This window comes from Nocardia sp. CA-107356, assembly GCF_050946365.1.
GTDB lineage: Bacteria > Actinomycetota > Actinomycetes > Mycobacteriales > Mycobacteriaceae > Nocardia.
Genome location: NZ_CP191992.1, coordinates 9,711,617 through 9,729,890, shown reverse-complemented (window position 1 = coordinate 9,729,890; position 18,274 = coordinate 9,711,617). Strand labels below are relative to the sequence as shown.

Below are 18,274 nucleotides of genomic sequence, written 5' to 3'. Positions count from 1 at the left end.
CAGATCAGGCGACGTAATGCGACAGGATGCTCTGCACTTCATAGATGTCGACCTGGCGGTTGAACCGCTTCTGCACCGGTTCGTGCGAACCGGAGATCCAGATGCAGAGTTCGGCGTCCAGGTCGAAAGTGCCAGCGGTTTCCACCGAAAAGTGGGTGATCGCCCGGTAGGGAATGCTGTGGTAGCTGACCTTGCGGCCGGTCACACCCTGCTTGTCGATCAGGATGAGGCGGCGGTTGGTGAACAGGATCGCGTCGCGGACAAGCAGATACGCGGCATAGACCTGTTCACCGTTGCCCATCAGTTTCGCGTATTCCTCTTGTGCCCTGCCGGGATCGATCCGCCCGGCATTGCCCATCAGTCCATCGATCAGACCCATCGTCAGCACGTCCTTTGCGCGGTGGAGGTCGGCTGTTGCGCCCCCTCCCACCAATGATCCACCCGAGGACCACTGGTAGCCGGGAACGTGACGGCAGATTTCGTGAACACATCGGTAACTTGTCGGGCACGTCCAAATGAGCCAGGTATCCGGCCGCCGGTCCGCCGACAAAGTTTCTCCATTCCAACGATCGGCAAAGTTCCGGGGAGGCGGGGGAGCCACGGTTGGCGACAACCTAAGCTGTTGCCCGTGCGCGTACTCGTCATCGGTTCCGGAGCCCGTGAACATGCCCTCGTCCTGGCCCTGCGCCGGGACCCCGCGGTGACCGCGCTGTTCGCCGCGCCGGGCAATGCCGGGATCGCCCAGCACGCGCAGGTCAGGCCGGTCGATCCCAGTTCGGCCGAGGCGGTTGCCGCCCTGGCCACCGAACTGGACGCGGATCTGGTGGTGATCGGGCCCGAGGTGCCGCTGGTGCTCGGTGTGGCCGACGCGGTGCGGGCCGCAGGTATCGCCTGTTTCGGCCCATCGGCAGCGGCTGCCCGCATCGAGGGCTCGAAGGCCTTCGCCAAGGATGTGATGATCGCCGCCGGGGTCCGCACCGCGCACAGCGAGATCGTGGACAACCCGGCCGAACTCGACGCCGCACTCGATCGTTTCGGCCCCACCTGGGTGGTCAAGGACGACGGGCTCGCCGCGGGCAAGGGTGTGGTGGTCACCGCCGACCGCCATGCGGCCCGCGATCACGGTGCGGAACTGCTCGAGCAAGGCCATCCGGTGCTGTTGGAATCCTTCCTGGACGGCCCGGAGGTTTCGCTGTTCTGCCTGGTCGACGGCGAAACCGTAGTGCCGCTGCTGCCCGCCCAGGACCATAAGCGCGTCGGCGACGGCGACACCGGGCCGAATACCGGTGGCATGGGCGCGTACACGCCGCTGCCGTGGTTGCCCGAGAAGACGGTCACCGCGATCGTCGAGGATGTCGTCGAACCCGTCGCCGCGGAGTTGGTGCGCCGCGACTGCAGCTTCTCGGGACTGCTCTATGCGGGTCTGGCGATCGGCGCGGCCGGACCCGCCGTCGTCGAATTCAATTGCCGCTTCGGCGATCCGGAGACCCAGGCGGTGCTCGCACTGCTGGAAAGCCCGCTCGGCGAATTGCTGAACGCCACCGCCACCGGCACCCTGGCCGAGGTCGCCGCACCGCGTTGGCGGGACGGCTCGGCCGTCACGGTCGTGATCGCCGCCGAGAACTACCCGGGTCGGCCCCGCGTCGGTGATGTGATCACCGGAGCGGGCGAGGGGACCGTCGACGACACCTCCGCGGTGCTGCACGCGGGCACCGCACTGCGCGAGGACGGCGCCCTGGTCTCCGCAGGTGGTCGCGTGCTGAGCATCGTCGGTACCGGCGCGGATCTGACCGAGGCCCGCGCCAACGCCTACGACCGGATCGCCTCGATCAAGTTGCCCGGCAGTCACTTCCGCACCGACATCGGCCTAGCAGCCGTAGAAGACCGAATCAGCATCGGTTGATTGGCCGCGCCTTCGGCGCGGCGGGTGCTCTGTTGTTGGCAGCGCCTTCGGCGCTGCGGGTTCGCGGCCCCCTTGGTCTCGCGTCCGAGCCGTCGAGACTCGCGCCTGCGGCGCATTGCTTCGACGACTCGGACGCGAGACGGGCCGCGAACGGGTCGCTCGTAAGACTCGCTCCGTGGTGGTCGCCGAGGTGCGGATCGTCAATACCCGCCCAGCCGTCGGGACTCGGGACCTCGTCGTGTGCGCTTCGAGGGCTCGGGTGCGAGACGGGCCGCGGACGGGTGGCTTGTAAGACTCGCTTCGTTGAGGTTGGCGTGGTGTGGATCGTCGGTACCCGGCTCAGCCGTCGGGACTCGAAGCCTCGTCACATGCGCTTCGACGACTCTGGCGCGAGGCGGGCCGCGAACGGGTTGCTCGTAAGACAGAGGGTTCCGCAGTGGTCGTGTCGCGTTGTCTGTCTCGATCCAGTCGACGTTTCCGAGCTCAGCTGAATGTGAGGCCGTGTACCGCCAACCATTGCTGTGGGTCCACATGTTGTCCGTTGACGATGACCTCGAAATGTAGGTGCGGACCTGTGGAATCTCCGCGGTTGCCCATGCGGGCGATCTGCATACCCGCTGGCACGCGCTCGCCGACGGATACGAAGAAGTCGTACATATGGCCGTAGACGGTGATGCTGCCGTCGTCGTGTCGGATGCGCACCCAGAGTCCGAAACCCTGCGCGGGGCCCGCGTCGATGACGGTGCCACTGGCGACGGCGTAGATCGGGGTGCCGATGGGGCCCGCGATATCGATGCCGTTGTGGAAGGTGCCCCAGCGCGAACCGAATCCGGAGGTGAAGATGCCGCGCGTGGGCAGCACCATGCCGGTGAGGCCCGGCAGCACCGAACCGGTGGTGACCGGCGCGCCGCCCGCCATCCACGGCTGGTATTCCCCGGAGACCGCCGCGGCGGCCTCGGCCTTGGCGCGGTCCAGGGTGGCGCGGGCGGCGGCCGCGACTACCTCCTGCTCGCGGATGCGTTCGCCATTGGCGATGGCGTTCAGATAGCGCTTCACCGACGGCGGTGTGGACTGCATCTGCTGCGGATAGGCGAAGGCGACCCGCTGCGCCGCATCCGGGCCGGGTGTGCGATCGGTGACGCCCCACGCGAACGGGGAATCCGCCGCGGCGAAGATGGCGGCGGCGGTGACACCCGCGATCAGGATCCGGTGCTTGCGCAATAGTGCGCGATAGTCCGGCTCGGGCCGTCGCGCCCACAGTGCGCGCAGGTCGGGTGGCGGTTGTCGGCGGAGCCAGCTCAGGCCGTCTCTGCAGTCACCGAGTACCGCGCGCCCCCGTCCCGGCAGCGCGCGTAGTTCGCAATCGCGCCGATCCCGCAGCTCGGCACGCCAATCGGGCGGAATGACACCGATGCCACCCACCCCGGGGATTCGGTCCAGCCGCGCGCGGCGCGCCTTGTCGAGCATTAGCGCCGACCATAACCCGCGCATCGTGGCGAACACGTGACGAACCGCGCGGCCGGTCGCATTTGTGCTCCGGTCGAGTACGACAAAAGCCGAGTATCGGCGAACCGGCGAGGTAGGGGACGGTCTACCGTACGTCGGGTGTCCAGAGAATCTCGCCGGTCGACCATTCCACCTTTCTACGTGATGGATGTCTGGAAAGCCGCCGCGGAACGGGCCAGGACGCACGGCGACGTGCTGGTGCTGGCGGCCGGGCAGCCGTCGACGCCAGCACCCGCTCCGGTCCTGCGGGCGACGAAGATGGCGATCGAATCCGAATTGCTCGGTTACACAGAGACTTTCGGCATTCTGTCGCTGCGCGAGGCGATCGCCGAACACCACCGCGATACCTACGGATATGACGTCGAACCCGACGATGTGGTGGTGACGACCGGATCCTCCGGCGCGTTCACCCTCATCTTCCTGGCCGCATTCGACGCCGGGGATACGGTGGTGGTGGCCCGTCCGGGATATCCGGCCTACCGGAACAGCCTGGCCGCGCTCGGCTGCCGCGTCATCGAACTCGATTGCGGTGCCGAAACCCGATTCCAGCCCACCGTGGCCGTGCTCGACGCGCTCCCGGAGCCGCCGGCGGGTCTGATCGTGGCCAGCCCGGCCAATCCGACCGGCACCATGATCGATCCGGATGAGCTCGCCGCGCTGGCCCGCTGGTGTGATGCGCACGGCACCCTGCTGATCTCCGACGAGATCTATCACGGCATCACCTATCAGGGCGTCAGCGTGGGGCGGACCTCATCGGCCTGGGAGACCTCGCGGGCATCGGTGGTCATCGGATCGGTCTCCAAATACTTCTCGATGACCGGCTGGCGGCTCGGCTGGATGCTGGCGCCGAGGGATCTGCGGCCCGCGCTGCAACGGCTCGCGTCCAATATGACCGTATGTCCGCCCGCGGTCTCGCAATACGCGGCGCTGCACGCGTTCGGCGCCGAGGCCAAGGAAGAACTCGACGGACATGTCCGGCGCTATGCCGTGAATCGGCAACTGCTGCTCGATGGTCTGCCGAAACTCGGCATCACCGATCTGGCTCCGGCCGACGGCGCCTTCTACGCCTACGCCGATATCGGCCATCTCACCGATGATTCACGCACGTGGTGTGCCGAGGTGCTCAACCACACCGGCGTCGCGCTGGCTCCCGGCGTCGATTTCGACACCGTGGCCGGACACCGGACCGTGCGTTTCTCCTTCGCCGGTGCCACCGCGGATATCGAAGCGGCGCTCGTTCGGTTGGGTCACTATCTGCGTGGTTGATCGTGCTGTCCGCCAACGAGTTTGCATAGTTCGTCACCTAGCAGGCGCTGATGCGGTAGAACAAACGATGCTGGGTTTTCACTCTCTGGTTTCCTCTCTCTGATTTCTCACGGATGAACTGATGATGACTGGCACGATGGCACGGTGATAACCGCGACGACCCCGAAAGGCGAACGGCGTCGCCAGGCTCTGGTAGCGGCCGCCGCAGAGTTGCTACTCGAAGGCGGATTCGATGCGGTGCGGCATCGCTCGGTCGCGACGCGCGCCGACCTTCCGCTGGCGTCGACCACCTATTACTTCGAATCGCTCGATGATCTGATCGCGCGAGCGGTCGAGTTCAGCGGCAATACGGAATTGGATGCGATGCGCCGCCGGGTCGGCGAGGTGAGCCACCGCCGTCGCGGCGCCGAGGCGACCGTCGATCTGGTGCTGGACCTGCTGGTCGGGGCGGACGGTCACGACGAGGGCGCACGCGGACAGCTGATCGCGCGCTACGAGCGTTCGGTGGCCTCGGCGCGGCATCCGGAACTGCGGGAAGTTCAGTTCCGACTAAGGGCGCAGCTCGACGAATTGCTCGCCGATGTGCTGCGCCGCTCCGATCGAGCGGTCCGGTCCGAGCAGTTGCGCAGGATGGTCGCGGTGGTCGACGGGGCCGTGGTCGCGGCGCTGAGCGAAATGGACCCGGAGCCAAGGCGAATGGCGCGCGGCGCGTTGCTCGAGGTCATCGATATCGTCGCGCCCGCGACGCCGCAGCAGGTCGACAGGTTCCGGACACTAGACTGACAAGACGTGAGACAGCGCAGCGAGCGAACCGAAGGCACAGCGCCCAGGCGTACGACGGAGCCGAGCGTCAGCGAGGCGCAGTCGTGAGCCTCGTCCCCAACGTCCTTGCCACTCGATACGCCAGCCCCGAGTTGGTGCATCTCTGGTCGCCCGAGAACAAGATCGTGCTCGAACGGCGGCTGTGGCTGGAGGTGTTGCGGGCGCAGTCCGAACTCGGCATCGAGTTGTCCGCTGGTGTCATCGATGATTACGAGCGCGTCATCGATCAGGTGGATCTCGCATCGATCGCCGAGCGCGAGCGGGTCACCCGCCACGATGTGAAGGCGCGCATCGAGGAATTCAATGCGCTCGCCGGGCATGAGCATGTGCACAAGGGCATGACCAGCCGCGACCTCACCGAGAACGTGGAGCAGCTGCAGATCCGGCTCTCGCTCGAGCATGTGCACGCGCACGGTGTCGCGGTCGCGGCCCGGTTGGCGCAGCGGGCCGCCGAGTACCAGACGCTGGTGATGGCCGGCCGTTCGCACAATGTCGCCGCGCAGGCCACCACACTCGGCAAGCGGTTCGCCTCCGCCGCCGACGAATTGCTGATCGCGTTGACCCGACTGCGTGAACTCATCGACCGCTACCCGCTGCGCGGTATCAAGGGCCCGATGGGCACCGCACAGGACATGCTCGACCTGCTCGGCGGCGATCCGGCCAAGTTGGCGACGCTGGAGCAGCAGGTCGCGCGGCATCTCGGTTTCGCGAATGTGCTGACCAGTGTTGGCCAGGTGTATCCGCGCTCGCTCGACCACGACGTTCTGTCGGCGCTCGTGCAGCTCGGCGCGGGTCCGTCGTCGTTCGCGCACACCATCCGCCTGATGGCGGGCCATGAGCTGGTCACCGAGGGCTTCCAGCCCGGCCAGGTCGGCAGCTCGGCGATGCCGCACAAGATGAACACCCGCTCCTGCGAGCGCGTCAACGGTCTGCAGGTGGTGTTGCGCGGTTACGCCTCGATGGCCGCCGAATTGGCTGGCGCGCAATGGAATGAGGGTGACGTCTTCTGCTCGGTCGTGCGCCGGGTCGCACTGCCGGACGCCTTCTTCGCCATCGACGGCATGATGGAAACCTTCCTCACCGTGCTGGCCGAATTCGGCGCCTACCCCGCCGTCGTCTCCCGCGAACTCGACCGCTACCTCCCCTTCCTCGCCACCACCCGCATGCTGATCGCCGCCGTGCGCGCGGGTGTCGGCCGCGAAACCGCACACGAGGTCATCAAGGAACACGCGGTGGCCGTCGCCCTCGCCATGCGTGAACAGGGCCGCGAACCCGACCTGTTGGACCGCCTCGCCGCCGACTCTCGCTTCCCCTTGGACCGCGCCGCATTGGACGCCGCCCTCGCCGATAGGTCCGCCTTCATCGGCGCCGCCGAAGCGCAGGTCTCCGACGTCGTGGCCGCGGTGCACAAGCTCGTCGACCAGTACCCCGACGCCGCCCGCTACACCCCGTCTCCGATCCTCTAGCGGGGGCGCGGGGCTTGGTCGAGGGTCACTGACCCGCGATAGTTGTTGCCGTGAATCCGTACACGATCTTTGCCGACATCATTGCTCGGCGGGCGGAGGCCAGCAGGGTGTTCGAGGACGATGATGTGGTGGCGTTTATGGATATTCGGCCGATGACGCCCGGGCATGTGCTGGTCGTGCCGAAGGTCGCGGCGCGGAGTCTGGCGGAGTTGGATCCGGCGGTCGGGGGGAAGTTGTTCCAGGTCGGGCAGAAGTTGGCAGGGGCGTTGCGGGCCAGCGAGGTGGGGTGTGATGGAGTTAACTTCTTCTTGGCCGACGGGGTGACCGCCGGTCAGGAAATATTCCATGTGCACCTGCATGTCATTCCGCGGACGCCGGGTGACGGGTTCGGATTACGTGGGCGGCCGACCAGTCCGCGCCGCGCGGATCTGGACTATCTGGCGAGTTCGATCCGTGGCGCACTCGATCGCTGAGCTGTCGCGGGGAGTGCTGTGACTGCCGATGCTGGCGTGAAAGTTGGTACGTATCGGACAGTTTGCCGTGGAACGTCGGAATTTCGAATCTCTTCTCCAGCGTCGCGGGGTGAGTTACCTTGGTGGCCATTGTCATGCGTTGATGGAGGTCGGGACGTGCGGCGAACGAAGATAGCTGTTGCGGTGCTGGCCTTTGCGATTGCCATGGTGGGTCCGTTGCTCGTCGAGCCCGCGACGGCGTCGGCCGCGCAGATCGATCGGATCGATGAGCTGAGTCCGACGCGCTCGGCGATCTTCGTCGAATCGCCATCGATGGGACGGATCATCCAAGTCCAGGTCCTGCACCCGGCGGCGGGCGGTGCGCGACCGTCCTACTACCTGCTGGACGGTCTCGATCCCGGTGTGAACCAGAGCACCTGGACCAATGCCACCGACGCCGAGGGATTCTTCTCGAACAAGAACGTCAATGTTGTGCTGCCCGTCGGCGGCCAAGCCAGCTACTACACCGACTGGCAGCAGGACGATCCCACATTCGGCCGCTACAAGTGGGAGACGTTCCTGACCCAGGAACTGCCGCCGATCATCGACGCGCACTACGGCAATGGGGTCAACGCCATCGGCGGACTGTCCATGGGCGGCAATGCCGCCTTCATCCTCGCCGTCCGCCATCCGGAGCTGTACCGGGCGGTCGCGGGTTACAGCTCCTGCCCGGACACCACCCTCGCCATGGGTGCGGTGATGTTCTCCATCGCCAATCGCGGCGGCGATCCGGTGAATATGTGGGGTGGTCCGGGCAGCCCCGCCTGGGCCGAACACGATGCGGCTTTGCTCGCGGATCGCCTGCGCGGCAAGACCATCTACCTCTCCACCGGCACCGGCATCCCGGGCCCGCACGAGGGCGAGGTGAAACCCCAACTGGCCGAGAATATCGTCCTCGGCGGCCCTGTCGAGGTCGGCGTCAACTCCTGCGTCATCGCCTTCGAGCAGCGCCTGCGCGCTATGAATATTCCGGCCCACATCGATTACAGCCCAACCGGAACCCACTCCTGGTCCTACTGGCAGGACACCTTGCACGCCTCCTGGCCGGCCATCGGCCTCGCCATCGGAGCCTGACGACGACTCAGGCCCGCAGCACGCGGACGATGGCGAACACCACGACGATCGCGGCCAGGAACACCGCGCCGAGGATCACGACGCCCGCGGGCAGGCCGAACAGTTCGACGTCTTCGGATCGGTGGGTGGTCTGGTAGACCTGCGCATCGGTGGCGTCGGCCGCGAAGGCGAAGTCGGAGCGGATATCCGCGGGCCGATCGATCGAAACCCGCAGTTCGGTCAGGTAGTTACGGCCGCTCGCCGCCAGTTGCGCGAGCTCGGGATCGGTTGCGCGGACCCGGCCCGCGAAATCGACGCGCACGGTCTGGGCGGTGGCATCGGGGTCGGTGCGCCGCAGTCGATGTTCGCCGAGCGCGTAGAGATGTACGTACTGCGCCTGTTGCGCGGCGCTCGACATGCGCATCGGGTAGACGAATCGGTCCGAATCGAAGCTCAGACGCACCGGATCCATCGCACCGTCGAGCGCTCGGGCGCTGGTGAGGCGCATCGCGACGAACGACCAACCCTCGCGCAGATACGGCTCGAGGGTGCTGATCACCTCCGGACGCATCTCATAGCCGTTATCGCTCAGCCACTTTCGAATGCCGTCCAGGTCACCGCCGGACAGGGTGGTCGCCTCCAGTGGACCGAGTTGGACGCGATCGAGGACGGTGGGGCCGCCGCCGGATGCGCTCATCGCGCTCTCGCCGGCGCTGTCACCGGATAACGAGGGGAACCACCGACGCTCGGTGACGATCCGGGGTGCGGTCAGATTCCGCAGTTCGGCGAAGGTCGCCGCATCCCCGCCCGCGACGGTGGCCGGTTTCGGTGTCGGCACGATCAGCGCCGCCTGGTCGGTGCCGGATTTCAGGGCAAGTCGCATGAGCACCGTCTCTCGATGCCCGTCCCAGCTCACCAGTGCCGTCTCCTCGCGCACCGAGGCCGGGTGACCCGGCGGATTGGCCACCCCGCCGCAGGCGCATGCGGAAGCCGGTGCGAGCGCGCCGATTCCGGCCGTGGCGAAAAGCATCCCCGCGACGGCCAGCAGACGAACTGCGAGTGAGGCGCGCATGGCCGCGAGCCTACTGGGATTCGCGGCCGTACATCCGCATGTCAGGCACAGCGCGCCGGACTCGGTGCCCAACGCGGATAGTCGCTGTACCCGGCCGCGTCGCGCCCGTACAGCAGCTCCCACCTCGGGTGGCCAGCGGGAATATCCGGAATCGGGGGTCGACCGGGTGATCCGGATCCAGTAGATGTTCGCCGCCGGCTCGGGCAGTGACACCGTGCCCAGCTGCTGCCGTGCACCCTTGACACCGACGGCACCCCGAACGCCACCGCCACTGCATTCCTGGTCGATAAACTCGCGCAGGAGCGCAGGCGCATCGGCCGGACAGTCGAGGATAGGCACCCGGCCGGTGCAGTACTCGACGAGACCATCCGCGCGGCGGGCGGAGACGGTCCGGAACAGTAGGGTGGACCGCATGGCTCTCGAGAGTGGAACCGGAACGATCACCGGCCCCGGCAATGGATCGGCGGTGGTGACGGCCCCGATCGCCAAGACGGTGCCCATCGAGCGGGTACATCACGGCGACGTCTTCATCGACGAGTACGAATGGCTCCGCGATAAGGACAGTCCGGAGGTCATCGCCTACCTGGAGGGCGAGAACGCCTACACCGAAGCGCAGACCCGGCACCTCGGCGGACTGCGCGACAAGATCTTCGACGAGATCAAGGCGCGCACCCAGGAGACCGACCTGTCGGTGCCGACCCGGATGGGCGAGTACTGGTACTACTCGCGCAGCTTCGAGGGCAAACAGTACGGCGTGCACTGCCGCTGTCCCATCGTTGCCCCGGCGGGAGCGACGGGCGCGGAGCAGGCAGCTCACGTAACCACGGAGCGCCCCGCGAGCGCCACAATAGATACAGCCGAGGGGATCGACGCCTGGACCCCGCCGCGACTCGAGGTCGATACCGAGATCCCCGGCGAGCAGGTGCTGCTCGACAGCAACGAGCTCGCCGATGGCCACGACTTCTTCGCACTCGGCGCCTTCTCCATCAGCCACGACGGCAATCTGCTGGCGTACTCCGTCGACACCAGCGGTGACGAGCGCTACCTGCTGCGATTCAAGGATCTGCGCACCGGCGAGGTGCTCGCCGACCAGATCGCCGGTACCGCGCCCGGCGCGACCTGGTCGCTGGACGGCACGCACGTCTTCTATCAGACCGTCGACGAATCCTGGCGGCCCGATACCGTCTGGCGGCACCGGCTCGGCACGCCGGAGACGGACGACGTCAAGGTCTTCCACGAGCCCGACGAGCGCTACTGGGTGAGCATCGGCGCGACCCGCTCGGAGAAGTACCTGATGATCTGGGTCGGCTCCAAGATCACCACCGAGGGTCTGGTGCTCGAATCCGATAATCCGGAAGGGGAATTCCGGGTCATCCTGCCGCGGCGCGAGGGCGTCGAGTATTCCGCCGAACATGCGGTGGTCGGCGGCGAGGACCGTTTCCTGATCCTGCACAACGACATCGTGGACGGGGTGAAGGCGGAGAACTTCGTGCTCGCCGAGGCCCCGGTATCGGATCCGTCGAATATGACGCTGCTGATCGGACACCGCGACGATGTGCGGCTCGAGGATATCGACCCGTTCGCCAGCCATCTGGTGCTGAGCTATCGGCGCGAAGCCCTGACCCGCGTCGCCATTTGGCCGCTGACCGATTCCGGCTACGGCGAACGGCGCGAACTCGAATTCGAGCTGGAGCTCTTCGCGGTCGGTTCCGGCGCGAACCCGGAGTGGGAGCAGCCGACGCTGCGGATCGGCCTCACCTCGTTCATCACGCCGATGCAGGTCTTCGACTATGTGCCAGCGACCGGTGAGCTGCTGCTGCGCAAAGAGCAGCCGGTGCTCGGTGGGTACGACGCGAACGACTATGAGCAGCACCGGGATTGGGCGGTCGCCGCGGATGGCACCCGGATCCCGATCTCACTGGTGCGCAAGAAGAACCTCCCCGAGGGGCCGAAACCGCTACTGCTGTACGGATATGGCTCCTATGAAGCCAGTATGGATCCGTCGTTCTCGACGTCGCGGCTGTCGCTGCTCGATCGTGGCATGGTCTTCGCGGTCGCGCATGTGCGCGGTGGCGGGGAAATGGGACGGCTCTGGTACGAGCACGGCAAGACGCTCACCAAGAAGAACACCTTCACCGATTTCGTCTCCTGCGCAAGGCATCTCATCGATACCGGCGCCACCTCGCCGGACCGGCTGGTCGCCGACGGCGGCAGTGCGGGCGGCCTGCTGATGGGCGCGGTGGCGAACCTGGCGCCCGAACTGTTCAAGGGCATCCTCGCCAATGTGCCCTTCGTCGACCCGCTCACCTCGATCCTCGACCCATCGCTGCCGCTCACCGTCATCGAATGGGACGAGTGGGGTAACCCACTGGCGGACAAGGACGTCTACGACTACATGAAGTCCTACGCCCCCTACGAGAACGTCGAGGCCAAGGACTACCCCGCGATCCTGGCGATCACCAGCATCAACGACACCCGTGTCCTCTATGTCGAACCCGCCAAGTGGGTCGCCAAGCTCCGCGCCACCAAGACCGGCGACGCTCCGTTGCTGCTCAAGACCGAAATGAGTGCGGGCCACGGCGGCGTCAGCGGCCGCTACGAGAAATGGAAAGAAGTCGCCTTCGAATACGCCTGGGTCCTCGACATGCTAGGCCTCGCAGCGGCCTAGTACGGGTGTGCGCGGCCGGTACGCCGGCCGCACACCCGGGGGGTGACAGCGCGGTGGGGGTGTGACGGAGTGTTCGTCGGCGGGTCATCCGCCCTGCACGTCGAGTACATCTGCGGCTGACACCGTGGATTCATGAACGCTGAGCTGATCGTGTCGATCTCCGGGATCCGGGACACCACGCGGGACGCGGCAATCGAATTCGCGGCCGAGATGGATCGCCGCGACGTGCGCCTCTCGCTGCTGGTGGCGCCCCGGCTCAAGAGCGGGTACCGGCTGCTCGAGGATGCGGCGACGCAGTCCTGGCTGCGCGGTCGTCGGGCTCGCGGTGATGCGATCGTGCTGCACGGCTACGACCAGGCGGCGACCAAGCGCCGCAGGGCCGAATTCTCGACCCTGCCGCGGCATGAGGCCCGGCTGCGGCTCACCGCCGCGGATCGGGTGCTGGAACAGGTGGAACTGCGCACCCGGCTCTTCGCGGCCCCGCGCTGGGATGCCTCCGATGGCGCGATCGAGGCACTGCCCGAGGTCGGCTTCCGGCTCGCGCTCGGTCTGACATCGATCCTCGATCTCGAACGGAATGTCGCGCAGAAGGCGCGTGTCTACGGCATCGGCGAGGGTTTCCGCGCCGAGCCGTGGTGGTGTCGCGCGCTGGTGCTCGGCGCGGCCAGGACCGCGCGCCGCGGTGGCGTGCTGCGTCTGGCGGTTTCCGCCGCACAACTCGGCCGCTCCGGTCCGCGTCAGGCCGTGCTCGACGCGGTCGATCTCGCGTTGTTCCACGGCGCGGCCAGCGAGGTATACCGCTGGGAGCCGTTCACCGCCGCCAGGGCGGCTTGAACGGCACAAGCCGTGTAGGGGGTGTGGTCGGCACCGCCGCACGAGAGGCGCCGCCGCCCGCAATTGGCGTGACCGGGCGGCGGCGCGCAGCCTGTTACGGGCGTCTGCGGAGTGGTCGCGATGTCACGACTTCGCCTGTGTCGCAGCGCCTTTGGTCGCTCGCTCGGTTGGCACGACCGCGGTCGCGCTGTGCGTGAACCCGCCTGCCTCGGCGCGGGTCAGTGAGGTGGACAGCGGATGCTTCGCCAATTGTTCGATGCTGCGGACAATATCGGCGAGCAGCAGATCCGCCATATCGTGGGTGAATCCGTGACGGATCACCGCGCGCATGACGGTCTCGTTCTCGCGGTCGGCGGACAGCGGATATGCGGCGATCAACCAGCCGCGGGTGCGGAGCCGATCGGAGAGGTCGTAGAGGTTGAAACCGGGTTCGCCATGCAGCCGCCACGACACCGCGGTGATGCCGTTGTGCGGATTGCCACCGTGGATCATCTCGAACGGCCCCAGCCTCCTCAGACCATCGGACAGATATTGGGCGACGTGGTAGATCGCCGACTGCAGACGGGTGTAGCCGGTGCGGCCCAGGCGGATGAAGTCGTAGTACTGCGCGATCACCTGCCCGCCGGGGCGGGAGAAGTTGAGGTTGAAGGTGGGCATGCTGCCGCCGAGGTAGTCCACATTGAAGATCAGTTCCTCGGGCAGATCGCTGGCCTCGCGCCAGATCGCCCAGCCGGAGCCGAGCGGGGCGAGGCCGGTCTTGTGGCCGGAGGCATTGATCGACTTGACCCGCGGCAACCGGAAATCCCAGATCAGATCCGGTGCGGTGAACGGTGCGAGGAAGCCGCCGCTTGCGGCGTCGACGTGGATCGGAATGTCCAGGCCGCTGACCGCCTGCAGTTGGTCGAGGGCCTTGCTGATTCCCGCGACATCCTCGAACAGTCCGGTGAAGGTCTGGCCGAAGGTCGGCACCACCATGATGGTGTGGTCGTCGCAGTGCGCGACCGCGTCGTCCGGATGCATGGTGAGCCGATCGCCGCGCAGCGGGATCTGGCGGATCTCCACATCGAAGTAGCGGGCGAATTTCTCCCAGCACACCTGCACCGGACCGCAGACGAAGTTCGGCGTGCCGGTACCGCCGCGCTTGCGCCAGCGGAACTTCGCGGCCAGGCCGCCGAGCATCGCGGCCTCACTGGATCCGGTGGTGGAGGTGCCGAGCGTGGCCGACGGATCGGGGGAGTGCCACAGATCGGCCACCATCCGCACACAGCGTCGCTCCAACTCCGCTGTCTGTGGGTACTCGTCCTTGTCGACGATGTTCTTGTCGATGGATTCGGCCATCAGCAGGAGTACTTTGCTGTCGACCCAGGTGGTGCAGAAGGTCGCCAGGTTCATCCGGGATACGCCGTCGAGCATGAGTTCGTCGTGCACGATCTCATAGGCGACGTCGGGAATCAGCTCGTGAGCCGGGAATCCGCGTTTGGGTGCGGTCCGGTCCAATGCTGGCATCGCGAATAGGTCTTCGGATTCCTGGTTAGCTGCCATCTCGCCTCCAGCGCACTCGCAGCAATTGTTTGCCAAGACCGGATACCAGTTCCCTGGAGATTGAAACTGGCTGTGTCGCTTACACACTCATTGAGACTGTATGGATGCTAGCTGTTTTACAATTCAACATATGGACTATCAGCATGTCACAGAGCAAGCGGTGTTCGCTGCGGATTCCCACATCGGCGACGGCAAGGTCGCCATGCTCGGCACGCCATCGCGCCGATGACCACATGCGGCACCTACGACGCGGCCGGTGAGTTCGCGGATCGGATCGGTTTGCCGTGCAAGAGTGGTGTCGGCGGCGGCTCGGGCGTGGTTGCCGAGGAGAGCTTCGCCCGCACGAGCGGCTTCTCGGTGTTCCGGCCGCACCAACTATCGACTAATCGAGCAGGTCGGACCGGTTGATCGGGCAGGGTCTGGCACCGGCTTGACTGGTGATCGGCGACGGGGTGTCGTGGCGGTCGAATTCGGCCATCGAGACCTATCGGGTGGGCCCGTATCCGAAGCAAGTGCAGGATATGAAGTTCGACAATACGACCAAGTGAGGCGCTGGCATGACTTCCGACGATCCCCGTACCGCCGACCTGCGCGCGCGGGTGGCCGCGCTGATGCCGCAGGCGAAAACTGATCTCGCCCAGCTGGTTTCGTTCAAGTCGGTGGCCGATCCGCGGCAGTTTCCGGCCGAGGAATGCGACCGGACCGCGCAGTGGGTGGCCGACGTGTTCGCCGCGGCCGGTCTGACCAGGGTGGGCCTGCACGAAACACCCGACGGCAGTAAGGCCGTCATCGCCTCCCGCCCCGCACCCGACGGTGCGCCGACGGTACTGCTGTATTGCCACTACGACGTGCAGCCGCCATTGGACGACGACGCCTGGCGCACTCCGGCCTGGGAGCTGACCGAGAAGGACGGTCGCTGGTACGGGCGCGGTAGTGCGGACTGCAAGGGCAATATCGTCATGCACCTGACCGCACTGCGGGCGCTCGGCGCGGACCTGCCGCTGGGGGTGACGCTGGTCGCCGAGGGCTCCGAGGAACAGGGCACCGGCGGACTCGAACGATTCGTCGAGGCCAATCCGGATCTGTTGCGTGCCGACGCGATTCTGGTCTGCGACAGCGGGAATTTCGCCGTCGGAGTGCCGACCTTCACAGAGACGTTGCGCGGCAATGTGAATGTCGTCGTCACCGTCGAAACCCTTGCCGGGCCGATGCACTCCGGCATGTTCGGTGGTCCGGCCCCCGATGCGCTCGCCGCGCTCATCCATCTACTCGCCTCGCTGCGCGACGAACACGGCAACACCACGGTCGCCGGTCTGCGCAATGATCAGCGCTGGCCGGGTGTGCAGTACTCGGAGAACCAATTCCGTGCCGACGCCGGCGTGCTCGGCGGCGTCGAACTCACCGGTGACGGCACTGTCGCCGATATGCTCTGGGCGCGTCCGGCTTTGACGGTGCTCGGTATCGATGCGCCGAAGGTGGTCGGCTCGTCGGCGGCCGTTCAGCCCTCGGCGCGGGCTCGGCTGAGCCTGCGCATTCCGCCGGGTACCGATCCGGACCAGGCGCTGAAACTGCTGATGGCGCATCTGCGGGCGCATACGCCGTGGCGGGCCGAGCTCACCATCGAGACCGAGTCGACCGGCGCGCCGTTCCAGTCGGCCAGCGGCGGTCCGGCGCGTACTGCGATGGATGCCGCGCTCACCGCGTCATATGGCCGGGCGACGACCACGCAGGGGCAGGGCGGATCGATCCCGCTGTGCAATGTCTTCGCCGACACCTATCCGGATGCGGAGATCATGCTGCTCGGCGTCGAGGAACCGAAATGCCTGATCCACGCCCCCAATGAGAGCGTGGACCCGACCGAGATCGAACACATAGCCCTGGCCGAGGCGCTGTTCCTGACCACCTACGCCGAGCAGCGGCCGGTTTAGAGGTCTCGCTGGTCCTCGGGTGCGATGACGGTGAATTCTGTTCCAGCGGGACCCATTTCGGCGAGGCGGCCGAAGTAGATGCCCTGCGCCTCGGGTTGGAGGATGCCGAAGTGGATCGGAAAGGCCGTGCGCGGGCCGACCGCGCGGAGATAGTCCACGGCCTCGCTGATTCGCATCCACGGTGCGGACGCCGGGATGGCCAGTACGCCGACCGGCACCGGCGGCACCCACAGTGAGTCGCCGGGGTGCACGAGTTGCGCCGGATCGTCCGGGGTGCCGAGCTGGAAAACGGTGTTATCGATCACCGGGATCTCCGGGTGGATCACCGCATGCCTGCCGCCGCCTCCGGTGATCTGGAGGTCGCCGAGGGCAATCACATTGCCCGCGTGCACCGGTTCCCACGATTCGTCGCGCAGCTGCGCGGTCTGTGGATCGCTGAACAAGCGCGCGTTCGGGTTGTTGTCGAGCAGCGCTTGGATCCGGTTCGGATCGATATGGTCGGGATGCTGGTGGGTGACCGCGATGGCGTCCAGGCCGGTGATGCCTTCGAAGCCGTGCGAGAAAGTACCCGGATCGAACAGCACCTTCTTGCCGTGCAACTCGACGAGGATGCAGGAGTGGCCGAAGTGGGCTATGCGCATGGGGCCATGCTATTTGACGCGACCCCGACCGTCGCTCGGACAAGCTGGACAACTACGCTGCTCAGGTAACCCCAACACCACCTGAGGAGCAACGCGTGGCACGAGTCGTGGTCGAGGTGATGCCGAAGGCCGAGATCCTGGATCCGCAGGGTCAGGCCATCGCCGGTGCGCTCCCGCGCCTGGGATTCGCCGGAGTGTCGGATGTGCGGCAGGGCAAGCGATTCGAACTCGATGTCGACGACAGTGTCAGCGACGCTGAGCTCGAACAGATCGCCGAGGCGCTGCTCGCCAACACCGTGATCGAGGACTGGAAGGTCGTGCGGGTCTCATGACTGCGCGCATCGGGGTCATTACGTTTCCTGGCACGCTCGACGATGTCGACGCCGCCCGTGCGGTCGAGCTGGCGGGCGCCGAGGCGGTCAGCCTGTGGCATGCCGATGCCGATCTCAAGCAGGTCGACGCGGTGGTCGTGCCCGGCGGCTTCTCCTACGGTGACTACCTGCGCGCCGGTGCCATCGCCCGGTTCGCGCCGGTGATGGGCGAGGTCGTCAAGGCCGCGAGGCAGGGCCTGCCGGTGCTCGGTATCTGCAACGGATTCCAGGTGCTGTGCGAGGCCGGTCTGCTGCCCGGCGCGCTGACTCGCAACGAGGGGCTGCACTTCATCTGCCGTGACGAATGGCTGCGCGTCGAATCCGCGAATACCGCGTGGACCTCGCGCTTCGAGCCCGGCGCCCAGATCCTCATCCCGATCAAGAACGCCGAGGGTCGCTACCAGGCCTCCGAGCAGGTGCTCGACGAGCTCGAGGGCGAGGGCCGGGTGGTATTCCGCTACGCGGGTGACAATCCGAACGGCTCGCAGCGCAATATCGCGGGCATCGCCTCCGCCGATGGGCGGATCGTCGGTCTGATGCCGCATCCGGAGCATGCCACCGAACCACTGACCGGTCCGAGCGATGACGGCCTCGGTTTGTTCCTGTCGGTACTGGACACCCTGGTCGCTGTGTAGTTGGCGGGTGCCTGCGGCACGAACGGGTCGCTCGTAGGACTCGTTCCGTCATGGT

Annotated in this window: 17 protein-coding genes; 12 read left to right on the top strand and 5 right to left on the bottom strand. The window is 66.5% G+C overall.

From position 1 onward, the window contains the following. Positions 1–4: 4 nt before the first annotated feature. Complete coding sequence (locus tag ACQP1G_RS43685) at positions 5–379, bottom strand: PH domain-containing protein (RefSeq protein WP_433196235.1); 375 nt, start codon at positions 377–379, stop codon at positions 5–7. Positions 380–628: 249 nt separating this feature from the next. Here ACQP1G_RS43685 and purD point away from each other — a divergent pair, with 249 nt between their 5' ends. Then, entirely contained in the window at positions 629–1,903 is a 1,275-nt protein-coding gene (gene purD, locus ACQP1G_RS43680) for a phosphoribosylamine--glycine ligase (RefSeq protein WP_433196233.1), read from the top strand. 483 nt (positions 1,904–2,386) lie between these two features. On the opposite strand, the gene ACQP1G_RS43675 is transcribed toward purD, so the two are convergent. Then, a complete protein-coding gene (locus tag ACQP1G_RS43675) occupies positions 2,387–3,370 on the bottom strand; it encodes a M23 family metallopeptidase (RefSeq protein ID WP_433196231.1) in 984 nt (327 codons plus the stop codon). A gap of 138 nt (positions 3,371–3,508) precedes the next feature. On the opposite strand from ACQP1G_RS43675, the gene ACQP1G_RS43670 reads away from it, so the two are divergent. The 5 genes from ACQP1G_RS43670 to ACQP1G_RS43650 all read left to right on the top strand — a co-directional run bounded on the left by ACQP1G_RS43670 (position 3,509) and on the right by ACQP1G_RS43650 (position 8,549). Beyond that, on the top strand, positions 3,509–4,675 hold the full coding sequence (locus tag ACQP1G_RS43670; protein ID WP_433196229.1) for a pyridoxal phosphate-dependent aminotransferase: 1,167 nt from the start codon (positions 3,509–3,511) through the stop codon (positions 4,673–4,675). A gap of 144 nt (positions 4,676–4,819) precedes the next feature. Further along, positions 4,820–5,458, top strand: coding sequence for a TetR/AcrR family transcriptional regulator (locus ACQP1G_RS43665; protein ID WP_433196227.1), 639 nt, complete (start codon positions 4,820–4,822; stop codon positions 5,456–5,458). An 83-nt stretch (positions 5,459–5,541) separates the two neighbouring features. Next, positions 5,542–6,963 carry an adenylosuccinate lyase gene (gene purB, locus ACQP1G_RS43660; RefSeq protein WP_433196225.1) on the top strand — a complete coding sequence of 474 codons (1,422 nt, stop codon included), beginning with the start codon at positions 5,542–5,544 and terminating at the stop codon, positions 6,961–6,963. Between the two features lie 50 nt (positions 6,964–7,013). Beyond that, positions 7,014–7,436 (top strand): HIT family protein, encoded by a 423-nt coding sequence (locus ACQP1G_RS43655; protein ID WP_433196223.1) that lies wholly within the window; start codon positions 7,014–7,016, stop codon positions 7,434–7,436. Between the two features lie 156 nt (positions 7,437–7,592). Then, positions 7,593–8,549 (top strand): alpha/beta hydrolase, encoded by a 957-nt coding sequence (locus ACQP1G_RS43650; protein ID WP_433196221.1) that lies wholly within the window; start codon positions 7,593–7,595, stop codon positions 8,547–8,549. A gap of 7 nt (positions 8,550–8,556) precedes the next feature. Here the strand turns inward: ACQP1G_RS43650 and ACQP1G_RS43645 are convergent, their stop codons facing one another. Further along, the gene (locus ACQP1G_RS43645) at positions 8,557–10,014 is read right to left on the bottom strand and encodes a DUF2330 domain-containing protein (protein WP_433196219.1); all 1,458 of its coding nucleotides are present in this window, start codon (positions 10,012–10,014) and stop codon (positions 8,557–8,559) included. Between ACQP1G_RS43645 and ACQP1G_RS43640 the strand changes: the two genes are divergently transcribed. Together ACQP1G_RS43640 and ACQP1G_RS43635 are read left to right on the top strand one after the other, a co-directional pair. Further along, positions 10,013–12,268: a S9 family peptidase gene (locus ACQP1G_RS43640; RefSeq protein WP_433196217.1), complete on the top strand. Its 2,256-nt coding sequence runs from the start codon at positions 10,013–10,015 to the stop codon at positions 12,266–12,268. The genes ACQP1G_RS43645 and ACQP1G_RS43640 overlap by 2 nt on opposite strands. A 132-nt stretch (positions 12,269–12,400) precedes the next feature. Further along, the gene (locus tag ACQP1G_RS43635) at positions 12,401–13,102 is read left to right on the top strand and encodes a DUF2334 domain-containing protein (RefSeq protein ID WP_433196215.1); all 702 of its coding nucleotides are present in this window, start codon (positions 12,401–12,403) and stop codon (positions 13,100–13,102) included. A gap of 123 nt (positions 13,103–13,225) precedes the next feature. Here ACQP1G_RS43635 and ACQP1G_RS43630 read toward each other — a convergent pair whose 3' ends face one another. Further along, positions 13,226–14,644 carry a glutamate decarboxylase gene (locus ACQP1G_RS43630; protein WP_433196213.1) on the bottom strand — a complete coding sequence of 473 codons (1,419 nt, stop codon included), beginning with the start codon at positions 14,642–14,644 and terminating at the stop codon, positions 13,226–13,228. A gap of 225 nt (positions 14,645–14,869) precedes the next feature. On the opposite strand from ACQP1G_RS43630, the gene ACQP1G_RS43625 reads away from it, so the two are divergent. Then, positions 14,870–15,052, top strand: coding sequence for a glutaminase (locus ACQP1G_RS43625; protein ID WP_433196211.1), 183 nt, complete (start codon positions 14,870–14,872; stop codon positions 15,050–15,052). 149 nt (positions 15,053–15,201) lie between these two features. Next, on the top strand, positions 15,202–16,572 hold the full coding sequence (locus tag ACQP1G_RS43620) for a dipeptidase (protein WP_433196209.1): 1,371 nt from the start codon (positions 15,202–15,204) through the stop codon (positions 16,570–16,572). Here the strand turns inward: ACQP1G_RS43620 and ACQP1G_RS43615 are convergent. Beyond that, complete coding sequence (locus ACQP1G_RS43615; RefSeq protein ID WP_433196207.1) at positions 16,569–17,213, bottom strand: MBL fold metallo-hydrolase; 645 nt, start codon at positions 17,211–17,213, stop codon at positions 16,569–16,571. The genes ACQP1G_RS43620 and ACQP1G_RS43615 overlap by 4 nt on opposite strands. Before the next feature lie 95 nt (positions 17,214–17,308). On the opposite strand from ACQP1G_RS43615, the gene purS reads away from it, so the two are divergent. Beyond that, a complete protein-coding gene (gene purS / locus ACQP1G_RS43610) occupies positions 17,309–17,545 on the top strand; it encodes a phosphoribosylformylglycinamidine synthase subunit PurS (protein ID WP_062988386.1) in 237 nt (78 codons plus the stop codon). Then, complete coding sequence (gene purQ, locus ACQP1G_RS43605; protein WP_433196205.1) at positions 17,542–18,219, top strand: phosphoribosylformylglycinamidine synthase subunit PurQ; 678 nt, start codon at positions 17,542–17,544, stop codon at positions 18,217–18,219. The genes purS and purQ overlap by 4 nt, the downstream gene beginning before the upstream one ends. Positions 18,220–18,274: the final 55 nt, after the last annotated feature.

Coding starts and splice junctions, on each gene's coding strand:
- ACQP1G_RS43685 (WP_433196235.1), bottom strand. CDS start 379: ATGGGTCTGATCGATGGACTGATGGGCAATGCCGGGCGGATCGATCCC.
- ACQP1G_RS43675 (WP_433196231.1), bottom strand. CDS start 3,370: ATGCTCGACAAGGCGCGCCGCGCGCGGCTGGACCGAATCCCCGGGGTG.
- ACQP1G_RS43640 (WP_433196217.1), top strand. CDS start 10,013: ATGGCTCTCGAGAGTGGAACCGGAACGATCACCGGCCCCGGCAATGGA.
- ACQP1G_RS43645 (WP_433196219.1), bottom strand. CDS start 10,014: ATGCGGTCCACCCTACTGTTCCGGACCGTCTCCGCCCGCCGCGCGGAT.
- ACQP1G_RS43635 (WP_433196215.1), top strand. CDS start 12,401: ATGAACGCTGAGCTGATCGTGTCGATCTCCGGGATCCGGGACACCACG.
- ACQP1G_RS43630 (WP_433196213.1), bottom strand. CDS start 14,644: ATGGCAGCTAACCAGGAATCCGAAGACCTATTCGCGATGCCAGCATTG.
- ACQP1G_RS43625 (WP_433196211.1), top strand. CDS start 14,870: ATGACCACATGCGGCACCTACGACGCGGCCGGTGAGTTCGCGGATCGG.
- ACQP1G_RS43620 (WP_433196209.1), top strand. CDS start 15,202: ATGACTTCCGACGATCCCCGTACCGCCGACCTGCGCGCGCGGGTGGCC.
- ACQP1G_RS43615 (WP_433196207.1), bottom strand. CDS start 17,213: ATGCGCATAGCCCACTTCGGCCACTCCTGCATCCTCGTCGAGTTGCAC.
- purQ (WP_433196205.1), top strand. CDS start 17,542: ATGACTGCGCGCATCGGGGTCATTACGTTTCCTGGCACGCTCGACGAT.